Origin of the sequence: Zhongshania aliphaticivorans (genome assembly GCF_902705855.1) — a bacterium.
Lineage (GTDB): Bacteria > Pseudomonadota > Gammaproteobacteria > Pseudomonadales > Spongiibacteraceae > Spongiibacter > Spongiibacter aliphaticivorans_B.
This window is the reverse complement of record NZ_CACSIJ010000015.1, coordinates 114,460-134,379: the sequence shown is the minus strand read 5'-3', so window position 1 is coordinate 134,379 and position 19,920 is coordinate 114,460. Positions and strand designations below refer to the sequence as shown.

At 49.8% G+C, this 19,920-nt stretch carries 19 protein-coding genes; 5 read left to right on the top strand and 14 right to left on the bottom strand.

Annotation, left to right across the window (positions count from 1 at the left end; all coding sequences use genetic code 11):
- Complete coding sequence (gene traF, locus GVJ32_RS14745) at window positions 1-1,146, bottom strand: conjugal transfer protein TraF (protein ID WP_159240848.1); 1,146 nt, start codon at window positions 1,144-1,146, stop codon at window positions 1-3.
- A 164-nt stretch (window positions 1,147-1,310) separates the two neighbouring features.
- On the opposite strand from traF, the gene GVJ32_RS14740 reads away from it, so the two are divergent.
- Together GVJ32_RS14740 and GVJ32_RS14735 are read left to right on the top strand one after the other, a co-directional pair.
- Window positions 1,311-1,919 carry a 1-acyl-sn-glycerol-3-phosphate acyltransferase gene (locus GVJ32_RS14740; RefSeq protein ID WP_159240847.1) on the top strand — a complete coding sequence of 203 codons (609 nt, stop codon included), beginning with the start codon at window positions 1,311-1,313 and terminating at the stop codon, window positions 1,917-1,919.
- 127 nt (window positions 1,920-2,046) lie between these two features.
- On the top strand, window positions 2,047-3,282 hold the full coding sequence (locus GVJ32_RS14735; RefSeq protein ID WP_159240846.1) for a sensor histidine kinase: 1,236 nt from the start codon (window positions 2,047-2,049) through the stop codon (window positions 3,280-3,282).
- 20 nt (window positions 3,283-3,302) lie between these two features.
- Here GVJ32_RS14735 and GVJ32_RS14730 read toward each other — a convergent pair whose 3' ends face one another.
- From GVJ32_RS14730 to GVJ32_RS14720, 3 genes are all read right to left on the bottom strand, one after another.
- The gene (locus GVJ32_RS14730; RefSeq protein WP_159240845.1) at window positions 3,303-3,554 is read right to left on the bottom strand and encodes a zf-HC2 domain-containing protein; all 252 of its coding nucleotides are present in this window, start codon (window positions 3,552-3,554) and stop codon (window positions 3,303-3,305) included.
- A complete protein-coding gene (locus GVJ32_RS14725; RefSeq protein WP_159240844.1) occupies window positions 3,548-4,162 on the bottom strand; it encodes a sigma-70 family RNA polymerase sigma factor in 615 nt (204 codons plus the stop codon). Before GVJ32_RS14725 ends, GVJ32_RS14730 begins: the two co-directional genes overlap by 7 nt.
- Window positions 4,163-4,253: 91 nt before the next feature.
- On the bottom strand, window positions 4,254-4,865 hold the full coding sequence (locus GVJ32_RS14720) for an HvfX family Cu-binding RiPP maturation protein (protein ID WP_159240843.1): 612 nt from the start codon (window positions 4,863-4,865) through the stop codon (window positions 4,254-4,256).
- A 230-nt stretch (window positions 4,866-5,095) separates the two neighbouring features.
- Here GVJ32_RS14720 and GVJ32_RS14715 point away from each other — a divergent pair, with 230 nt between their 5' ends.
- Both GVJ32_RS14715 and GVJ32_RS14710 read left to right on the top strand, forming a co-directional pair.
- Window positions 5,096-5,425, top strand: a complete 330-nt coding sequence (locus tag GVJ32_RS14715) for an HvfA family oxazolone/thioamide-modified RiPP metallophore (protein ID WP_159240842.1) — start codon at window positions 5,096-5,098, stop codon at window positions 5,423-5,425.
- A 185-nt stretch (window positions 5,426-5,610) separates the two neighbouring features.
- Window positions 5,611-6,486, top strand: a complete 876-nt coding sequence (locus tag GVJ32_RS14710; RefSeq protein WP_435808090.1) for a DMT family transporter — start codon at window positions 5,611-5,613, stop codon at window positions 6,484-6,486.
- Window positions 6,487-6,508: 22 nt separating this feature from the next.
- Here GVJ32_RS14710 and GVJ32_RS14705 read toward each other — a convergent pair whose 3' ends face one another.
- The 9 genes from GVJ32_RS14705 to GVJ32_RS14665 all read right to left on the bottom strand — a co-directional run bounded on the left by GVJ32_RS14705 (window position 6,509) and on the right by GVJ32_RS14665 (window position 16,897).
- On the bottom strand, window positions 6,509-8,245 hold the full coding sequence (locus GVJ32_RS14705; RefSeq protein ID WP_159240841.1) for a BatD family protein: 1,737 nt from the start codon (window positions 8,243-8,245) through the stop codon (window positions 6,509-6,511).
- A gap of 37 nt (window positions 8,246-8,282) precedes the next feature.
- Window positions 8,283-10,310 carry a vWA domain-containing protein gene (locus GVJ32_RS14700; RefSeq protein ID WP_159240840.1) on the bottom strand — a complete coding sequence of 676 codons (2,028 nt, stop codon included), beginning with the start codon at window positions 10,308-10,310 and terminating at the stop codon, window positions 8,283-8,285.
- The gene (locus GVJ32_RS14695) at window positions 10,307-11,338 is read right to left on the bottom strand and encodes a VWA domain-containing protein (RefSeq protein WP_159240839.1); all 1,032 of its coding nucleotides are present in this window, start codon (window positions 11,336-11,338) and stop codon (window positions 10,307-10,309) included. The genes GVJ32_RS14700 and GVJ32_RS14695 overlap by 4 nt, the downstream gene beginning before the upstream one ends.
- Window positions 11,331-11,831, bottom strand: coding sequence for a DUF4381 domain-containing protein (locus GVJ32_RS14690; protein WP_159240838.1), 501 nt, complete (start codon window positions 11,829-11,831; stop codon window positions 11,331-11,333). Before GVJ32_RS14690 ends, GVJ32_RS14695 begins: the two co-directional genes overlap by 8 nt.
- Before the next feature lie 2 nt (window positions 11,832-11,833).
- Window positions 11,834-12,784, bottom strand: coding sequence for a DUF58 domain-containing protein (locus tag GVJ32_RS14685; RefSeq protein ID WP_159240837.1), 951 nt, complete (start codon window positions 12,782-12,784; stop codon window positions 11,834-11,836).
- Window positions 12,781-13,737, bottom strand: coding sequence for an AAA family ATPase (locus GVJ32_RS14680; protein WP_159240836.1), 957 nt, complete (start codon window positions 13,735-13,737; stop codon window positions 12,781-12,783). The genes GVJ32_RS14685 and GVJ32_RS14680 overlap by 4 nt, the downstream gene beginning before the upstream one ends.
- 232 nt (window positions 13,738-13,969) lie before the next feature.
- Complete coding sequence (locus GVJ32_RS14675) at window positions 13,970-14,251, bottom strand: response regulator transcription factor (RefSeq protein WP_159240835.1); 282 nt, start codon at window positions 14,249-14,251, stop codon at window positions 13,970-13,972.
- Window positions 14,252-14,337: 86 nt separating this feature from the next.
- Entirely contained in the window at window positions 14,338-15,246 is a 909-nt protein-coding gene (locus GVJ32_RS14670; RefSeq protein WP_159240834.1) for a LysR family transcriptional regulator, read from the bottom strand.
- Between the two features lie 202 nt (window positions 15,247-15,448).
- On the bottom strand, window positions 15,449-16,897 hold the full coding sequence (locus GVJ32_RS14665; RefSeq protein WP_159240833.1) for a wax ester/triacylglycerol synthase family O-acyltransferase: 1,449 nt from the start codon (window positions 16,895-16,897) through the stop codon (window positions 15,449-15,451).
- Between the two features lie 261 nt (window positions 16,898-17,158).
- Here GVJ32_RS14665 and GVJ32_RS14660 point away from each other — a divergent pair, with 261 nt between their 5' ends.
- On the top strand, window positions 17,159-17,515 hold the full coding sequence (locus GVJ32_RS14660) for a GFA family protein (protein ID WP_159240832.1): 357 nt from the start codon (window positions 17,159-17,161) through the stop codon (window positions 17,513-17,515).
- A 79-nt stretch (window positions 17,516-17,594) separates the two neighbouring features.
- On the opposite strand, the gene GVJ32_RS14655 is transcribed toward GVJ32_RS14660, so the two are convergent.
- Window positions 17,595-19,811 (bottom strand): TonB-dependent receptor, encoded by a 2,217-nt coding sequence (locus GVJ32_RS14655; protein ID WP_159240831.1) that lies wholly within the window; start codon window positions 19,809-19,811, stop codon window positions 17,595-17,597.
- Between the last annotated feature and the right edge of the window lie 109 nt (window positions 19,812-19,920).

Here is a 19,920-nt window from a genome sequence, read left to right as displayed (position 1 = left end):
CTAAAGCGGAAGTTGTAGACTAACGCCGCCGCCAAACTCCCGTGGTCCCGCGTAGCTAAATTGCGCGTCGATTCTAAGTAGCTCGCCGAGACGGTAGCGGAGTCCCGCTGATGGCAAGTTTGAATCATTTTCACTGTCAAACCACTGGTATCCGAGCAGAATATCAACTCTATTGCTTACGGGTAGCGTGGTGCTTAACTCATAATGTCGGCGTGATGAAAGTTCGCCAAAGCCCTTTTGCGGTGTGAGGTCTGCGCTTAGTCGTAAGCTATTCCAGCTATTGGTATAAATGATATTACTACTGATACGGCTGCGTTGTTGGTAGCGTGTGCCCTCGACGCCTTTTATGTTCTGCTGGTATATATCGTCAATTTGTAGGCCAAGCGTCCAAGGACCTAGGTGATGTTCAATACCTAAGTCGGCGTTGAGTTGAATATTGTTTTCGACGTCTCTGCTGCGGTCAAAAAGTTTACCTTCTTCGTATTCTGAAACTGAAATACTGCGTTCGATAACGCTGATGTTCTGGATTTTGGTGGTAATGCCAAAACGCGTGTTGGGCATGGCTTCAAAATTGAAGCGGTGATTAACACCGAGGTAGTTAGTCCACAGTGCAGAAACGTCCATATGGGATTGTAGTTGGCCAAAGGAAAACAGGCCTACAACAGTGGCAAATCGTAAGCGGGTGGCGTCGTCCTCATCGTAGATAAAACGACCGCTGCCAGTAAATTCTGAACCGCCGACAATAATCCAATTCTTATGTTTGGTGAGTAAAGCAAAGTGCCCGCCGGCGGCAAAGCTGGTTTTGTCATTTGCCGCATTTTTTAATTGTTCCACCAGCGCGACTTCGTCCCCTGGGATGACTAATAGGCCTCGAGATCGTCCTTGCAGCGCCAATCCTTCGTCATAAATATTTTTAAGGGTATCGATTAGCTCGTCGTTGTCATTTATAAAAGCGTAGCCATCGCCCTGTAGGGATGTGTCTGAATAGTGGTTATGCGCTGGAAAAGCTGCGTAGCGGCTGTGCAGAACCTGCAGTCTGCCATCATCTGGGGGCGCAAGCTCGGTGGCGGTTGAAATGTTGGCTTGCGCAGCAAGCAGGAGCAGACTAAATAAGTGGTGCGGGCGTATTTGCAAGAGTGGACTCATTCGTTTGTTGTTATTTTTTCAGAATAGTGGAGCAGAGCAGGGGCGGCAAGCGCATTGCCTATCTTTTGTGTAATATCTTCTGGAATAATAAGACGCGGCCGTTGCTTGCTAACTCATCAAAACAGTGGCGCAGTAAATAGAATAAAAATTCGTGAGTATCTGTGATGTCTGTATCTCAGCGGAAAACCATTTGTCATCACCCATTGTTACTCAAATTAGTGCGAGGTGCAGTGGGGGGCTTGTTTATAGTGAGGGGGTGGCGGTTTGCACGTCAGCAACCCGCGGCGCGTAAATACGTCATGATTGTTGCGCCACACACCAGTAATTGGGATTTTTTTCTGATGGTTGTCATTGGTGCTGCTCTAGGCCGGCAGGCGCGATTTATGGCTAAACACAGCTTGTTTAATGGCCTGCAAGGGCGTCTGTTACGCTGGCTTGGCGGTGTGGCAGTGGAGCGTGGTAGTCATCACAATTTTGTTGCTCAGATGGTGGGCTTGTTTAATGAAACCGATGACATGGTGTTGATAATCGCGCCAGAGGGTACGCGGAGCAAAGTCGCTGAGTGGAAAGGCGGCTTTTACCACATTGCCGTTGGTGCTGACGTTCCGATTGTGGCCGCACAGCTGGATTACGCCAAAAAAACCGTCGTGCTGGCTCCCGAGTACCTTCCTAGTGGTGATTTTTCTAGTGATTTGTCACAAATCCAGTCGGCGTATAAAGACGTAACGGCAAAATACCCAGAGCAAGACAGTAGTTGCTGTAGTGAGTCATAGAGCTAAGCTAAGTGGAATACACAATGTTGTAATGCCGCTAGGCTTGTTATAACGGTGTATTTGGATTTGCAGGCCATAGACTCGAAGGCGACACGAATACTCGTGTACAGAACAATGGATTGATGACATGTCAGATTTTATGAACTTCTTGTTGGGCCCAGAAATGCCACCACATGGGCATTGTTATTTGTGGAATGATGACTTAGTCCGTTTGCATGTCACCAGCGATGTGCTCATTACGATTGCCTACTTCACCATTCCTGTTGCCTTGGTGTATCTGGTTCGTAAACGAGAAGACTTAAAATTTAATTTTATGTTCGTGATGTTTGCGATTTTTATTTTTGCCTGCGGCGCGACACACCTGATCAATATTTTTAATGTTTGGCACGGTGCTTATTGGCTAAGCGGCATAGTGAAATTAATTACTGCAATTGCCTCGGTCGGCACGGCTATCGCGGTGTGGCCATTGATTCCAAAGGCTTTGGCGATACCTAGCAATCAGCAATTACTGGATTTGAATCAGAAGCTACGCGACGAGGTGGCGGACAATATTAAACAGCGCGCTGAGGTAGAACGTTTGTCCCGCGATCTGCGCCAAGTAGTGGACGAACGTACTGAGGAACTTGCAGAAACGCGAGTAATGAAAACCCTATTGGAGCAGAATCATGCCTCGTTGGAGCGATCAAACACCGCTTTGGAGCAGTACGCGATGGTTACTTCGCGGGATATTAAAGAACCGTTGCGTTCCATTGCCGTATTTGGTGAGTTATTGGCTGACCGCTTAAACGATCGATTGGCCGAAGATGAAGAAAAATGGCTGATCATGATGGTGGCATCGGCGAAACGCACCACGTCGATGATTGATGACTTGCGTGAATACTCTCTGCTGCAAACCGTCGCCGATGTCACTCCGGCATCACTTGACGAGGCCCTAGAGCAAGCGATTTCACAAAACGAAACCGAACTGAAAAAGTACAATGTCGCTCTGCAGCACGATACATTTAATGCCATGGCTAGGGTGCCAATTGGACATTTGAGTAAGTTGATATCGGAGTTGCTAGAAAATGCGATTAAATTTAGTCGTGATCAAGAGCAGCCTAAAATTGAGGTTGGTAGTCTTGCTGACTGTGACAGTGGTGAGGTCGGCTTTTATATTCGAGACAATGGCATTGGCATCGCGCGGCAGTATAGCAACCGTATTTTTGGGGTCTTTGAACGTCTGCATAATGAGCAGGAGTACGAGGGTAACGGCATAGGCTTGGCAATTTGTCGGCGTATTCTTGACGAGTACGAAGGTCGAGTGAAGCTGCTTGGTGACGAAGGCGCAGGCGCTGAATTCAGAGTGTATTTGCCTGCTGCCTAGTGTCGACTCTTGGGTTGGTTTTACGGGGTTTTGTCACTTGGCGGTGACTGAATAATTTTCGAAAAAATTGCCTCGCTCTCCGCTGTTTCGCTGTGCCAAATTTGTTGAGCAATAGCCGCACCAGTTTGGCTGCTGCGGTTGAGGTGGCGATTAAAGCGTCGGCAGTGGCGACAAAGCATCAGGTGCAAACGAATCTCAACACGCTTCCAACCAGTGTGCTGGAGGTCGATATGGTCGCTGGCTAGATCGGTAAATTGCTTGCAGTTCAGCATTCTCCGGTCTCCTGATAATGATTGATGATTTTCATAAGTTGCAATCGCGCACGGTGCAGAATCACTCGAACATTGGCTTCGCTGAGCGTCAGCAGGTCGGCAATTTCATCCAAACTGGTTTGCTCAACATCACGTAGTAAAAATACTGCTTTTTGGTTCTCAGGTAATACCGTCAAAGTGTGTTCAATACAGTGTCTTAATTGATCCTCCTGAAGCATCAGTTCCGGTGTATTAATATCCCAGTGCGAGGGTGGGTTCACCCAGTGGCCGTTGTTGTTAAAACACTCCGAATCAATTTCTGGACGCACCTCGTCGATGTCGCCAAAACTGCTGTGACGCTTTTCGCGGCGCAGTCTCGACTTTGCCTCATTGCTCACAATCTGAATCATCCACGTAGACAGACTGGAACGACCTTCAAATTTGCCAATAGCTTTGTAGATCGATGCCCACGCTTCTTGGGTGACATCCTCTGCAAATACGTCACCAGCGATGGCCCTCGCCACGATGAGCAGCTTTTGATGGTAGCTGCTAATAAGCGCTTTAAATGCCAAATTATCGCCCGCTTTTAGGCGGGCGATAAGCTGTTGATCGTCGACGGGCAGTGACACAGATTAATCCAAACTATGATTAAGCACTTAGTGTCCCTGATCCTCCTGCCTGTAGGCAACTATTCACTGCACTGGCGTCCAAATTAATTGCTTATTTGGCCTTGGCTAAGGCGCGATTCAGCCAATAATCCGCACTGACAAATCTACCGCCACCCATCATCACCAGTGCCAACAACATAATTAAGTAAGTGACGGCAAATTCAATCCCGTTGTTTAGCACCACAAAATTGCCGCTGGAGCTTAGCCAATCGTAGTTGCCGTGGGCTTCCAATAGGGAGCGGGCGGCGGATAGCTTTTCAACAGAATCGACGACGCGCTCATTCGCAAAGGGCGCGCTGGCGTCGGCGATGGCTTGCCAGCCGTTATGCCAATGTACAGTGGTCGCTGCAACAATCATGGTTACCGCCAGTGGAATAGAAATCCAGCGGGTCGCCAAACCCAGTAACAACAACACGGCGCCGCCGAGCTCCGCCGCTGTTGCCATAAAGGCCATTAGATAGGGGAAGGGCAAACCAAGGCCCCAGTCGCTATTACCAAACCATTCAACGGTATCAGAAAAATGCATCACTTTACTGCTGCCGGCCATCCAGAATACCGGTACTAAATATAGGCGCAGCGCCAGTGACGGTAGGCCGTCAATGGGCTCCGCTAGCCGACCAAGGGCATTCTGGATGCCACGAATTTTATTGAAAAAATCTACCATAGAGTTTACTCCGTATAGAGGTCACGATTGCGCTACTGCCCTTTGCTGACGGTAATCGTGGTGCATGTTCATGCTTGTAAGACGTGTGGCGATAAATCTTGTTACACATCACGCGGAATAAATTTATTTTCTATGTGATGTAACAGTTTGGATTGTTGATTCTCTTATAGGCAGCGTCGCACTAAAGCGGCCAATTTGATCTTTTAATTTATAAATAAGGTGATGACACAATGAAAAATACTGCGATGACGGCCCTCGGTGCGGCCATGCTAGCGTCTTCAATGGCTTCCGTTGCCGTTGCAGATACCAACCCCTTTGCGGCGAAAGTAATGAGCAGCGGCTATCAGCTTGCTGATTACGCAAAAGACGCAGAAGGAAAGTGCGGCGAAGCGAAGTGTGGTGCTGAGAAAAAAACGACTGAAGGTAAGTGTGGCGAAGCGAAATGCGGCGCAGATAAAGCAGCAAAAGAAGGTAAGTGCGGCGAAGCGAAATGCGGAGCAGACAAAGCAGCTAAAGAAGGTAAGTGCGGCGAAGCTAAATGTGGCGCCGATAAGAAGTAACTGCTAGACCCCGTTAGGTCCGGCCTCTTTGCTACGGTAAAGGGGTTTGGATCTGCGCCCTCCTGTTCTGATTTTTTGCTTACTTACTAGCCAATGTCAATTAGGCTCATTATAGTGTCGCGGCGCAAAGCAATGGCGGTACGCCTGAACTTTGCCTCGAATTTACGCTATTGAGAGTGACTGTCTTGCCATTAACACTAGAAAGAAAGCAATTACTGATGGGCTTATTGCTGTCTCTGGTGACGGTGTTCTTTTCAAGCACGGTAGCAGCGGTGGGAAAGCACGTGTCGCAGGAGGTTCATGTCTCCACTATTGTGCTTGTGCAATACGGTATTAGTTTTTTGTTTTCCTTGCCGTCGATTCTGCGGGCGGGTCGTTCAGGCTTAGCAACGTCACGTCCGCGATGGCATCTGGTGCGGGGTGTGAGCGGTTGCGCGTGTTTCTACTTGTATTACCTCGCGCTTAGTAAAATTACTTTGGTAGAAGCTACCTTGCTACGCTCATCTGCGCCCTTGATGGTGCCTCTCATTCTTTTCTTGTGGTTTAGTCAACGTGTACGCAAGGAAACATGGCCACCGCTTGTCGTTGGGTTTGTTGGCATAGTTTTGGTGCTTAAACCGGATTTTGAGGGCCTAAGCTTATGGCATTTACTGGCGTTGCTGTCAGGTTTGGGGTTGGCTATATCGATGGTGAGCACCCGAGTATTGGCGCAACACGAACCTCAAAGTCGTATTCTATTTTATTATTTTAGTATTTCTTTGCTGTTTAGCCTGCCATTTTTTCTTTGGAATTATAGTCCGATACCAACGTCCGCCTGGCCTGGTTTGTTGTATATGGGTGTTGTGATCTATTTAAGTTTTGTTATGTATACCTTGGCCTACCGCTATGTGTCGGCGGCGGCTTTGGCGCCAATCAGTTATTTTGGGGTGGTGTTTAGTGGCTTGTTGGATTGGCTGGTGTGGGATCATATTCCCGACACGATAACGCTTGTAGGGATTGCCTGCGTGGTATTAGGCGGGGTCTTGGTACTTAAACATAAGGAAGTACCAGCGACGAAGTAGTTAGTCGCTGGCAGGTTTAGATTTAACGTTGATACAGCGGTGCCAGTGCGGGCTGCGCTGGCTTTTCCTTACCGGTACTACTGCGATATTTTTTCAGTACATCTAGTACCGCGCTGGCGTCGATGGCAAAGCCCTGTCCAGAATACAAATGTGCATCTAGCTGTTGGCAGAAGTGGCTTAATTCGGGAATAGCATTGCCCAAGTCGCTCAATGTCATCGTACGCTTAAAATAGCAGAGTCCCCAGTAGCTTAAGGCAGCACGTAACTCGTTGTGATCAGCTTTGGTTTTTAGGCTTTTTTCTAAAGACTTAAAAGCTTTTTGTTCGTTGTTGTCGTCTTTCGACGGTGTTGCAGGGGCCGCTAAAATCCGATGCCGTCCACGCCACCATGCTATGGCGAAGCCAATATTACTGAGTACCAGTACGGCGATAACTCCCCATAGCGCTGAATTATTGGCAAGCTCACTACTTGGCCCTTGAGTGGGTTTATTGGCTATTGGTTCGCTACTAAGTACGGCGTCACTTTGCTGCACCGTGTCGTTTAGGGTAGGTGAATCAATCGCGGTAATTTGTGTGTCGCCGCCGTTGGCTACAGCGGGTGCAACGGTAAATTTGCGCTCAGGTAACACTGCAAACTCGGCCTTATTGCTGTCGGTGTTCCACCACGCTATGCGAACTTCTGGTAATACAAACTCACCTGCGCGAGTCGGGATAATTGCCAGCGATTCGCTGCGAATGCCCGTCCACTGGGATTTGTCGTCGCCTTTTTCTATTTTTGCCTGATCTGGGTAGAGCTTGGCATTGTTTAAAGTAATAGTGGGCAGCGCAGGAAGCTGTGAACCGAGAAGCCCTTCGGCTTGAATACTAACGGTGCGGGTAATTGAATCGCCCACTTTTAATGAGTCTGGGTTTTTACTCCAGCTTTCTTCCAATGCGATCTCTTTGGCTGGCAGCCATACCGAGCCCTTAAACTCTGTTGGTGGTGGTAATACTTTAACGCGGTGTTCACCGCTGCGTTTTACTACTAAGCGGCCTGGGTCGAGCATAGACGGACGATACCCTTCAACCCGTGCTTGTAAGGTGAGGGCCGGAATAGTGAGGGTGCCGCTGGTTTGCGGGTAGATGGAATAGCGCCGTTCAATTACTTGAAAGTAGCGGCCATTAATCAAGGTTTGATAGCGTTCTTCGCCGTCGGCTTCGATCACCGCGTTATCTAGTTCTGGGGCGTCTAGCGAGGCGTCCAAAATGTTTACGGAAGTGAATATTTTTACGGTGTATTGCAATTCTTCTTGTACATAAGCCGTGCGCGGGGTGACGTCGGACTCCATGTAAAGGCTTTCATTGCCGGACTGTTGGGCTTTCGCGGCCTTACTCACGGTCATAGTGATGGGGCGAGTTTTGTATTTACCCATAGGCAATTCGGGGATGGTCAGGATGCCTTCCCGCTTAGGTACTAGGGTGTAGTCCCACTGGCGGCTGCTATTTACTTTGCCATTGATAATGTTGGTGCGACTGCTCTGTTGGCGATTAATAATATGAAAATCATTTTCGAGTGCAGTTACATCGGGTTCGCCAGAAAATAATATGCTGTCTGCATTGAGTGAAAGGGTAAAAGATTCTTCACTTGAAACTTGATTGCGATCGACGGTGGCGCGCACATTTGTCTCTGCGTGTGCACTGCTTATTTGGCCTATCAGTAATACGAGCACCGCAAGCAGGGTAGTGAAGTGAGCAAATACGCTATGGGATTTATTTGCCATTACGGCACTCCCGTTAAATGGTCGATCAACAGAGTTATTAATAGGGTGCATAGTCTTCATTAGTACCTTGTTGTTCACTTCGCTGCTGATGTTGATAGCGGAATTTATTGCGTAGCAGATTGCCTGGGTTGTCAGGAATTTTGCGTAGCCATTGTTCACGGGCCTGATCTTCTTCACTAAGCGGTTCATCGCTTGGCATAACGGCAGTAGCTTGTTCGTTGGTGTCGCCGTCTTGCTGTTTGGCATCTTGTTTTTCTTGCATTGCCTTTTGCATAGCTTCATTTTGTTCAGCGGCTTGGCGCGCGTAGTCTTCGGCTAATTTGGCGTCGCGCTGTTCGGCGGCTTCTTTTTCAGCCTGCGTTTGCTCGCTCTCCGGCTCTGTGTCGCCTTGCTCAGATTCGCCCTCGTTAGCCTCGCTTTGCTGATTGTCGTCAGATTGCGAGCTATCTTGATCGGCATTTTGATTTTCTTGAGAATCTGATTGCTCTTGGTTTTGTGAGTCTTCTTGCTGGGATTGCTCATTCTGGTTTTGAGATTGCTGGTCTTGGGACTGTTGATCTTGCGATTGTTGATCCTGCGATTGCTCGCTCTGTGACTCATTGTTTTGAGAGTCCTGATTTTGCTGACTCTGGTCGCCGCTTTGATTTTCCTTGTCATCGCCAGATTGCTGCTGTTGCTCCTGGGATTTTTTTGCATCCTCAAGAATTTTTTTATTTTTTCTGGCGTCACTCAGCGTAGGATCTTTTTGCAAAGCTGACTCGTAGGCAGCGATGGCTTCGTCTAGTTTATTCGCCTTGGCAAGCGCATTGCCGCGATTGTAATCGGCGTCGGCGCTATCAAATTGGCTATAAGACTCTGCTGCTGCGGCAAAGTCACCTGCTCGGTATTGTGCAGCTGCTTTCCACATTGGATCTTCAAATTTGTCGGCGGCGGCCTGCGGATCTGTTGGCATTAATGCGGCGGCTTGTTGGTCTGGTGTTTGCCAAAGATCATTAAACTCAAACGCGTTGGCTGTATTTGGCTGAACCGCAAATAAGGCAGGGAGCAGCAAGGGCAATAGACTGGGCAGCCAGCTTTTACGAAAACCGAATAGCGCAAGGGGAAGCAGTAGCAATACCAGCCATGGGCCGGCGTCTTTCCATTGATCGTAATGACGTTCGCTGCGATCTTCGGTGTCGCTATTGTTCAAGCTCGATGCGGTATCTAGCGCCAGCGCATTGATGTCGCTGTCATCAAGGCTGAGTTCGCGGTATTTGCCTTTACCCGCCGAGGCCAATTCTTGCAACTCACTGATGGTGAGGCTCGGCACAATAATATTGCCGCTATTGTCTCGGGCAAAGCCGCCACCGGGCAGTGGAATCGGCGCGCCGTCGGCGCTGCCAACTGCAAGCACCGACAGCGGGTAGTCGATGTCGCTAAGCACATCTTTTAAATTGCTTAGTTGTTGTTTGTTGATGCCGTCGCTAATGAGCAGAATGCTGCCATTGCCGCCGCTATTATCTAGCAATTCTTTTGCAAGACTAATGCCGGCAAGCGGGTTGCTGCCGGGCATAGGCATCATGCTGGGGTTAAGCCCAGGAATGAGGGTTAGCAGGGTGTTCACATCGTCAGTTAAGGGGGTCACTACAAAGGCGTCGCCGGCAAAAACGACAAGGCCGGTTTGACCGTCGCGGCGGGAGTGCAAAATATCTCGCAATTTAAACCGCGCCTGCCGAATACGTGAAGGTTGAATGTCTTCAGCCAACATTGACGGCGATAGGTCTAATACGACGACTAAACCTTCTGTGTTTTTATGCAGCGGCGAGGGGACTTTCTCCCATGCTGGGCCGAGCAGGGCCAGCCATGTTAGTACGGCGGCAAGTAATAACATCAGCGCAGACCGGCGGGGCTTACCGCTGGGTTTACCGTCTAATAAATAAGGTAGCAGGCTGGGGTCAATGTGTTTTTGCCAGCTGCGTTGTTGAAAGCCTTGGCGGGTAAGCAGAAGCGCACAAATAACAAGCGGAATACCTGTCCACAACAGCTCGGGGCGAATCCAGTGGAGTTCGATACCGGCAATATTCATGCAGACACCTCACTCGCGTTGCCGCCGCCAAAGGGCCAGTTGCGGCTCAGAGCCAATATCAACATGAGTGCGCCTGCGAGTAGTAATGGCCAGTGCAGCAGGGAGCGTTCTGGGCGTAGCATTTCCTGTTCTTGCTCTACCGGTTCCAGTGCTGCAATTGCATCGTAGGCTGCTTGCAGCTCGGCCGGATTGCGGGCGCGGAAATATTCGCCGCCGGTTTTAGTGGCGATGGTTTCTAGAGTGCCCTCGTCAAGATCGGCGGAGGGATTGACGGTACGGGCGCCAAAGTTGCTGCCGAAAATACCGGGAACTTTCATTTCGGTGGCGCCAACGCCGATGGTGTAAATTTTAATTTTTTCAGCGGCGGCAAGCTCCGCTGCTTTTAATGGTTTTAAGGTGCTAGCGGTGTCGGCACCGTCAGTGAGTAAGATCAATACGCGGCTATTTTCGGGGCGTTGACGAAGGCGTTTAATGGCAAAGCCAATTGCGTCGCCAATCGCGGTTTGTTTGCCAGCAAAACCGACTTGGGCTTCATTCATTAAGGTGCTGAGGGTATCTAAATCGAAAGACAGTGGCGATTGAATATAGGCGTTAGAGCCAAATAAAATTAAGCCAAGTTTGTCGCCTTGGCGTTGGCGAACAAATTCATTGACGACTGCTTTTACCACGGCAATACGTGGCAAACCTTGGTCTTTAATGACCATGTCTTCTTGGTTCATGGAACCGGAAATGTCGACCGCGAGCATGAGATCTCTGCCGGTAGTGGGCATAGCGACGGGTTCGCCGATCCAAGTTGGTCTTGCGGCACCGGCAAGCAGTGTCAACCACACTAAGCATAGTAAAATAAGATTGAAAAAACTGCCGCTGCGATTTGGCCCGCTATGCTCGCCGCTAAGGCTGCGAAGCTGCGCAAAAAAAGGTACTCGCAATGCGGCGGCACTGTGTTGGCTTTGGGGCTTTGACAGCCAGCGCACCAGTAATGGCAGCGGCACGAGTAAAAAAATTAATGGCCATTGAAACTCAAACATGGCGACTCCGGTGACGACGTATCCAGTTCTTACTTTCGGCAATGAGTACATCGCGAGGGAGGGTATCGTTAGGCGGCTGGTAAGCTGCGGCTAACATTGCTGTTAACGTTGTGTCGCTAAATGCCGGTTTGTCGCCGCAGCTTTGGTATAAGAAATCCATCCATTTGTCACCGCTGAGGCCGGCGATGTCGTCTTTGGCAAAGCTGTGCAAAGCGACACGGCGCAGCAATTGATTGAGCTGTTGGGCGAAATTCTGATCGCTTGCGATAGCGTTAAGCTCTGCTAGCTCCAGAAGTGCCGCGCGCCGAAAGGCACTTTTACGACGGCGACTACGCAGCCAAAGGAGAACTGCGACCATGGCAATAAGTGATAAACCAAGTAGCACCCACCAGCCCGGTGCCCACGGAAAGCTGGCGACGGGTGGCGGTAAATGAATGTCCGCAAGCTGATCTAGTGGCGACGCGGCGGGGTTCATTTGAGGAAGGCTATTCATCTTTACCCTTGCCCCATGCCGCGTTGTAGACGTTGAAAATACGCCGCGTCTGTTGATAGGCCGATATGGTGAATGCCACCGCGCTTAAAGCTGGCCAATAGATCGTGCTGGGCCTGTTGGTGACGGTTTAGAAATTGTTGGCGCAGGGAGCTTGTTAACACCATCTGTAAGCGTTCGAGACCGTTGCTCACTGGGTAGTTACCATTTGCGGGTAGGCTGCCCTCCATAGGATCGCTAAGCGAAATAGCAATCACGTCGTTGTGACGGGCAATTAAATGTAACTGACGCTCTGCCTCATGCTGATAGCCGGCAAAGTCGCTGAGTATGTAGACGGTGGAGCCGGGCCGAGTGATACGTCTTAATTCTTCAAATGCGGTTGCTAAGCTTTGGGCATTGTCTATGCCTGACGCGACCTTGATTTGCGTTAGCTTTTGATTGTAGTCCGCCGCGGTGTGAATAAAATTTAGCACTGAGCGGTGGCTACGCCGAGGCCGGACTTCCCGGTGATGTTCGTCGGCGAAAACTAATCCGCCAACGCGGTCGTTATTTTCTAGGCCAGCCCAAGCGAGGGTGGCGGCGACGTGGCAGGCGAGCACTGATTTAAAACAATGGCGACTGCCAAAAAACATGCTGGCGCGTTGGTCTAGGCACAGTACAACTGGCCGTTCTTTTTCTTCTTCAAATATTTTTGTGTGCGCTTTGGCGGTACGGGCAGTGACCCGCCAATCGATATGGCGAATTTCATCGCCGCCTTGGTATTCGCGCACATGATGAAATGCCAAGCCGCGACCTTTAAAGGGTGACGCGTGGTTGCCACCCTGTTTGGCAAAGTGACGGCGGCGTGGCTTTGCCTTTAGTTTGCTGGCGGCAAAACGGGTGTGGATCAGCTCTTGCTGATCAACTACGGCACCTTTTACCGGCGCACTAAAGTCGCTGCGCAGCGGGCTGCTCATGCCACCGGCACCACCTGCAGAAGACGGTCGATAATCTCATCTTTGCGGATGCCATCGGCCTCGGCCTCAAAGCTCAAAATTAGCCTGTGTCGCAATACGTCGTGGGCGACGGCTTGAACATCGTCGGGGCTGACGTAATCTCTGTCGTTTAGCCATGCATGGGCACGGGCGCAGCGATCTAGGGCAATGGTTGCTCTGGGGCTTGCACCTACTTCGATCCAGTTAGCGAGATCGGTATCTAGGGCTTTCGGGTCGCGGCTGGCGACAACGAGTTGCACCATATACTCCTCAACGGCTTCGGCCATGTGCAAATCTAATACTTGTTTGCGTGCGGTGAGTAGCGTTTCTTGGCTGAGTGGTGAGGGGGTGTCGATTTCACCTTTTGCTTCAGCGCGCACGCGGCGAAGAATTTCTAATTCTGCAGCGGCATTGGGGTAGGCCACACTGACGTGCATTAAAAAGCGGTCGAGCTGAGCTTCTGGTAAGGGGTAGGTGCCCTCTTGCTCAAGTGGGTTCTGGGTCGCCATGACTAAGAACAGTGGCGGTAGTGGCAGGGTGTTGCTGCCAACACTGACTTGGCGTTCGGCCATGGCTTCTAATAAAGCAGATTGAACCTTGGCGGGTGCACGGTTAATTTCATCGGCCAGCACTAAATTGTGAAAGATTGGCCCTGACTGAAATTCAAAGGCGCCGGTTTCTGGGCGGTAAATATCGCTGCCGGTGACATCGCCGGGTAATAAATCGGGGGTGAACTGAATGCGTTGAAAGCTGGCATCAATACCATCTGACAGGGTTTTAATCGCTTTGGTCTTCGCTAAGCCCGGGGCGCCTTCGACGAGTAAGTGACCGTCGGCCAGTAGCGCAATGAGGAGGCGATCTACCAGGCTTTGCTGGCCAATAATTTGCGAAGTCAGCCAGTTACGTAACTGGCCAATAGATTGTTTTTCCGTCATTGGGGGTGTCCCTTGCCGAGCGAGTGTCATTTATTCGTTTATGTGACACTAAAAGTGGGGATTTGCTCGGCGATTTCAAGGGAAAATTTAGCTTTGCTGCATTTAATTAGGGAATACGCGGGATTTTAGAAGATTCTCGCCAATAATGGTGGCTCGCTACACGTATATCGCTAACAAATCCTCGCTTTGCGCAGCTGCGTTCGGCTTTGGTTTGTTGTGCGCTAATCCCACTTTAGGCGCTATTCTTTTGACTGCTGGCCATTGCCGGAGAGCTGATGTCGAGTATTCCGTGATGCAGTGCCATCACCGCCGCCATCGAGCGATTGCGTACGCCCAGTTTTCTATAGATTTCTTTCACATAGCCATCAACCGTGTAGGTGCTGATAGATAAGTTTTTTGCAATTAACTTATTGCTGCTACCTAGCGCAAGCTCTTTGAGTACCTGATGCTCACGCGGTGTGAGAGGCAGTCTGTTAGAGTGCAGTTGGTAAATATTGGGGCTGTCTAAAGGCATTTGGCTACCACTTTTTCTGTTGTGACTGCCAAGTATCTTCCCCCTCAAACACGGGGCTGACAAATGAAAAAATACCGTCTTTCAGTTTAGATATTCTTATTCGACCATTCTTGGGTGATGATCTCTACCACCCAATCATGGAAGGCTATTATGATCTCATCGTCTGCATTGCTATTGCAGTAGGTCAGAAAGCACTCGCCGTGGGGAGTAACTTTATTGGGCATGGGCAGCACAAGATCGCTGTCTTTACGCATAAATTGGTAGGCGGTGGGCAGGTAGCCCATAGCCACACCAATATTATTTTTTACGGCCTCGATACTGGCTTGCACAGTGCTGACAACGAGCTCATCGGGCATGGCTGGGAGCAGGTTCCACTGGGTTTGCCAGCGTGGCCACTGGTAAGTGTCGCCGGAGATTTTGATAATTCGGCAATCGCTGAAATCGCCGTCTTTTAAGTTTGGGTGTTGCGCTAGGTAACCGCGACTGCAAATAGGTGTTAAAGCAATACGCACCAGTGGGTGATAAGTCAGCTCTGGCTCATTGCCGCATTCGTGGCGAATGGCGACGGTGGTTTCGGAATTTTCTAGGTCAATTCTCGAAACATCCGAGTCGATTTGAATGTTTAGTTCAGGGTGTTTGGCCTGAAACTCGTGAATATTAGGGAACAGCAGCAGACTGGCAATATTGGGTAAGGTGTTGATAATAAAACGCCGCTTCTTTTTTTCTTTGCGCACCGCCAAGGTCGCGGTATCGATTAAATCCAAGCCTCGCTTTACGTGAAGGTAGTAGCGTTTGCCGTCTGCGCTTAGGGATATTTTGCGGTTTTCACGCTTAAACAAAGTGACCCCTAGGCTTTCTTCTAGAATTCTAATTTGATGACTGACCGCCGGTGGCGATACGCATAACTCGTCCGCCGCGTCCTTAAAGCTCATTCGGCGTGCCGCCACTTCAAAAACACGAATTAAATTCAGCGAGGGTAGATGTTGGCTGGGCATGGTTAGGCGAACTCAAATTTATTACACACAGAGCTATTTCTGACGGTCTAGCCGCGAGGTAGATGATACCGCAACTTTGCTTCTTAGGGTTTATAGAGAACGGCGACGTTTCTAAATACCTCAATATTCTCGTGACGTCGTCTAAGCTGATATCTAGTTGGAAATCGATAGTTCGTTGCCGTTTGCGTAGCAACGTTGTGCCTCAGGCTCGCTTGCCGGGGCGACTGTTTGCGTGTTCGCGGCTGATCGCCTCATCCAAGGCAGCATAAGACTCCTCTAAGCAGCGTCGGTACAGCTCTGGTTCTTTAAGTGCGCTAGGGCTGCTGAGCACCGACAGGGTCATCACGCCGTTGTAACTCATGGCGACGTGGAATAAGCCTAAATGGTCAATAACAAGGCCAAGGCCGAGCATGTCGATCAATTTGGCATCATTAAAATACAGCGGAACTGGCGGCCCTGGCACATTGCTAACAATGGTGCAGGCCGGTAGTGCGACGCCACCGGGCCAATACGACAAGGCGGACAGCGTGCGCAGGGCAAATGATTCCAAACCGCTGGGCATCGTCCTAACGAGAGAGGTAACAGCGCCGCGGCCAATGCTGCTCGATACCTGCTTGGCACTATTTGAGGCGTCGCGTACCGCCAGTAGGCGCTGGAGTGGGCATTCAATGTCGGTGCGTAAATTGGAAATCATCATACTGATGGCATTGCCCGCCGAACCGCTCTGGCGATCGCGTACATTGACCGGCACCATTGATGCCAGTGAGTTATCTGGCAAGCTGTTAAGCGCAATGAGATAACGCCGCAGCGCGCCGCCGACAATGCTGAGAATGACATGATTGACGGTGGTTTTGGGGTAGTGGCGACGGATTTGACGCAGCCGAGAAAAATCAAAGCGCAGCAATAAAATATCGCGCTGGGCATCTATGCGGCTGTTGAAGGGGGATTTTTGCCAGCTTATCGCAGGGCGGTGGCTGCCATCGTCCTGCTGGGTTGCGCGCTTCCAAGATGGAATAAGTTTGCGTGTCTGCCATGCCAGATCTAGCGGTTTACGAAGATTGTTGAGACAGGCTTGGCGAGTCAATGTCCACTGTGATGGTGGCGTGTCTGCCTGCCAATCGTCGATCTTTGATGGCGTGTGATCCGGTGAAAAAGCGATAGGTTCTAAATTGTGTAGGGCGGCGAGAATGTCGGTGCCAGATACTCCGTCCATCGCTGCATGATGAACTTTCATATACAGGCCAAAGCTGCCTTTTTCGTAGCATTTTAAATTTCCTAGGCCGTGAATAATGTGTACTTCCCATAGTGGGCGACTCATATCCATAGACTGCGCATGCAGTCTCGTTAAAAGGCTTTGCAGATCGCCGTTGTGGCTCTTTATTGAATGGCTGAACACATGCTGATCTAAATCAAAGTCTTGATCTTCAATCCAATAGGGATGATCCATGCCGTAGGCAACGGTAAACAAACGTCGCCGAAAGATGGCTGATGTCGACAGGCGTTGCCTAATACTTTGACGTATTTCCTGCTGTAAAAAAGTTTTGTGTTTGGTGGTTTTGGCTTTGTAAATCAGCAGGGCCGCAATATGCATCGGTGCGTGTTGGCGCTCGTTAAGAGTGAAGAGAGCATCTAGGCCGTCAAGTTGTTGCATAGTGATGTGATCCCTTATTTTGATGGTGCATACCGAGACCAGCTTAAGTCTTTTATGTGGCGGCGATATGTCACTGAGCAAGCGATTTCAAAAGCGTGTGAACTGGCTATCAAATTGTGACTAGTCATTGCCTTAATAATTTAGCAATAACTGCGCCATATTTAGGCGATCTAGTGAGGTGGTAAATCGCCGTTGCTGCGGGGTGGGCTTCACGATAAATTGCGGATTACATGAGAGTCTTTTAATCGAGGAGGGCGTCTGATGTCAGTAATGCATTTTGACGGTGCGTGCCAGTGCGGCGCAGTTAGTTACGAAGTTGACGTTGATATTGAGAGTACGATTACCTGCAACTGCTCCCGGTGTCAGCGCATGGGCTTTGTGTTGGCATTTACGTCAGTGGATAATTTTCAATTGAAATCCGGCGAAGGACATTTGACGGAGTACCTCTTCAACAATAAAGCGATACGTCATCTCTTTTGTAAAACCTGTGGTGTCGAAAGTTTTGCCTACGGAAAAATGCCGGATGGCACGCAGACGGTCGCGATAAATGTGAATTGCCTGTCTGGGGTAGATTCTCGCGCCTTGAATAGCCAGCATGTTGATGGAAAGAGTTTTTAGAAAAGACTGCTGGGATTGGTGTGGATTGTGACCCTTAAGTAGCCAGTATTAGTCTGGCTACTTAAGGGTATTCGTTGACTTAGAACGATAAGGTCAGATCGATGCCGTAGCTGCGTGGTTCACCAAAAATAGTGGTGACAAAGCCGCTGGCTGCCCAGTCGATTTCGTGGGCGGCGTAGGTTTTGTTTTCTAGGTTTCGGCCCCACAGCTGCACACTAAGTTCACTGTCACCAATGGCGATATTACTGACGCCGAGTGTCGCGCCTAGCAGGCCAACGTCGTCTTTACGGGCGATACCTTGGGTGCTGAAGTAGTATTCATCTTCCCAGCTGTAATGTATCGCGGCATTGAGTTCACCCACGGAGAGGGGGCGAGCGTAATCTAAGCTGATGTTATAGCTGTGTTGAGGGGCCGAGGGCACATTTTTGGTATTTGATACTTCCTGCCCGTATTGAATGAAAGACTCGTAACTGGCATCGAGATAGCCGTAGCTAATATTCAGCTGTAAATCTCGGCTTAGGAGCGCGGTCAAGTCCATTTCTGCCCCAGACATTTTTGCTTCACCGGCATTGAAGGTGTCGGTGGCAATAATGTTCACTGGATCGCTTTGGTCTACCTGCAAGTCGGTGTATTCATACCAGAAGGCGGCGAGGTTAAGTCTTACTCGGCGATTCAGCAGTTCTGCTTTGCTGCCAATTTCGTAAGCTAGCAATTCCTCGGGCTCAAAACCGTCAGCAAAGCGCGCCTCGGTGCCGCGAATATTAAAACCGCCCGCACGATAGGCGGTGGCAATCTTGGCATAGGCGTTGATGTCATCGCTGATATCGTAGGCAACGGTAAGGCTGGGGGTGAATTTACTGGAGGTTTGATCGCCGCTTACCGTCGCGCCGTTTAGATTGTTATATAAATTATCGTATTTAGTCGCGTCGCGTTTGTCGCTGGTATAGCGCATGCCAAGTGTTAAGTGCAGGCGCTGCTCCAGGATCTCTGGGGTGTATTCCAGTTGCGAGAAGGCCGCGAGGGACTCAGCGCTGGCGTCTATTTCATAATACTCTTCGGCTATTTGAGGAAATCCCCCTAGCGCAAGCAAATTGAGTGACGCGAGTTGGTCTTCGCTACCTTCTTCTTTGAAATAATATAGGCCGCCAACATAGTCGATTTTGCCGTCAGCTAGGGTGCCCAAGAACTGAATCTCTTGAGATATTTGGTCTTGCACTTTGTCGGTGCGAGTGTCGAGAATTTCGGCGCCACTAGCGACCAGTGATGGGAATGTTCCTCCGCTAAAGTGGTGAGCGCTGGCAGAATAATCTTGGTAGGCAAATTCATCGAGTTCGCGATACGCGGTAATCGATTTAATGGTGAGTTCATCATTAACAAACCACGTCGCGGTCAGGCTGTGGCCGCTAACATCGTCGCTGCTACTTTCTAAATTATTGACGGATAAAGTGGATTGGCGTGTTTCGCGGGCAAACGGTGTAAAGCCAGCGCCATTGGCATTGGTAATGCGAGTTAGCTGGTAGGCGAGCTGGCCGCCGTTAATCTCAGATTGGTCGTAGGCGTAATCCAGCGCTAAATCGTCGTTGGCTAACCAGCGAGCGGCAATACGCATTGCCTGCTTTTGTTGTTCACCAAAATCTTTACCTGCACCAGCGTTTTCTACCCTGCCATCTTCGGCGCTGCGGCTAAACGCGGCACGTAACATCAATGTGTCGCTTACTGGAAGGTTTGCTTGGGTCAGTGTGCGCCAGTAGCCGCGATTACCCTTGCTCAGTTTTTGTTTAAGGCTGAATTCTTCATCGGGTTGCGCGCTGCGAATAGCAATGGCACCGCCGGTGGTGTTGCGCCCGTAAAGTGTGCCTTGCGGGCCACGCAATACTTCAATCGCTTGTACATCGGCAATGTCGGCGGTGAGACCGGCAGAGCGGCCAAGATATACGCCATCTAAATACACGCCGACAGCGGGGTCTTTAGTGATTTGCAAATCAGCATTACCGACGCCGCGAATAAAGGCGGTGAGTGAGTTGCGATTGGTGGGGTGTGGCGCTGTGGATAAGTTTGGCACGGCGCTTTGAATGTCGCCGACGTCGCTGATGCCGAGTTTTTCTAATTTCTCGCTGTCGAAGGCGAGCAGAGAAATGGGGGCATCTTGTAAGGATTCAGATTTTTTCTGCGCGGTGACCACCACTTCTTCTAGTGTTAAACCATTGGCAGATTGCTCTGCGTAGCTGGTGTTGACCACGGTTATCGCTAAAAGCAGCGTGCTGGCAGACATTGCGTAGGATCTAAATGACGACATAATTCACTCCAAATAAAACGTTATTATTTATTTTTACTGCAGCAAAATGAGACTCAAAGCTAGATAGCTTAGGCAGCATTTTTCATAACACTATTTATGCCATGAGAAA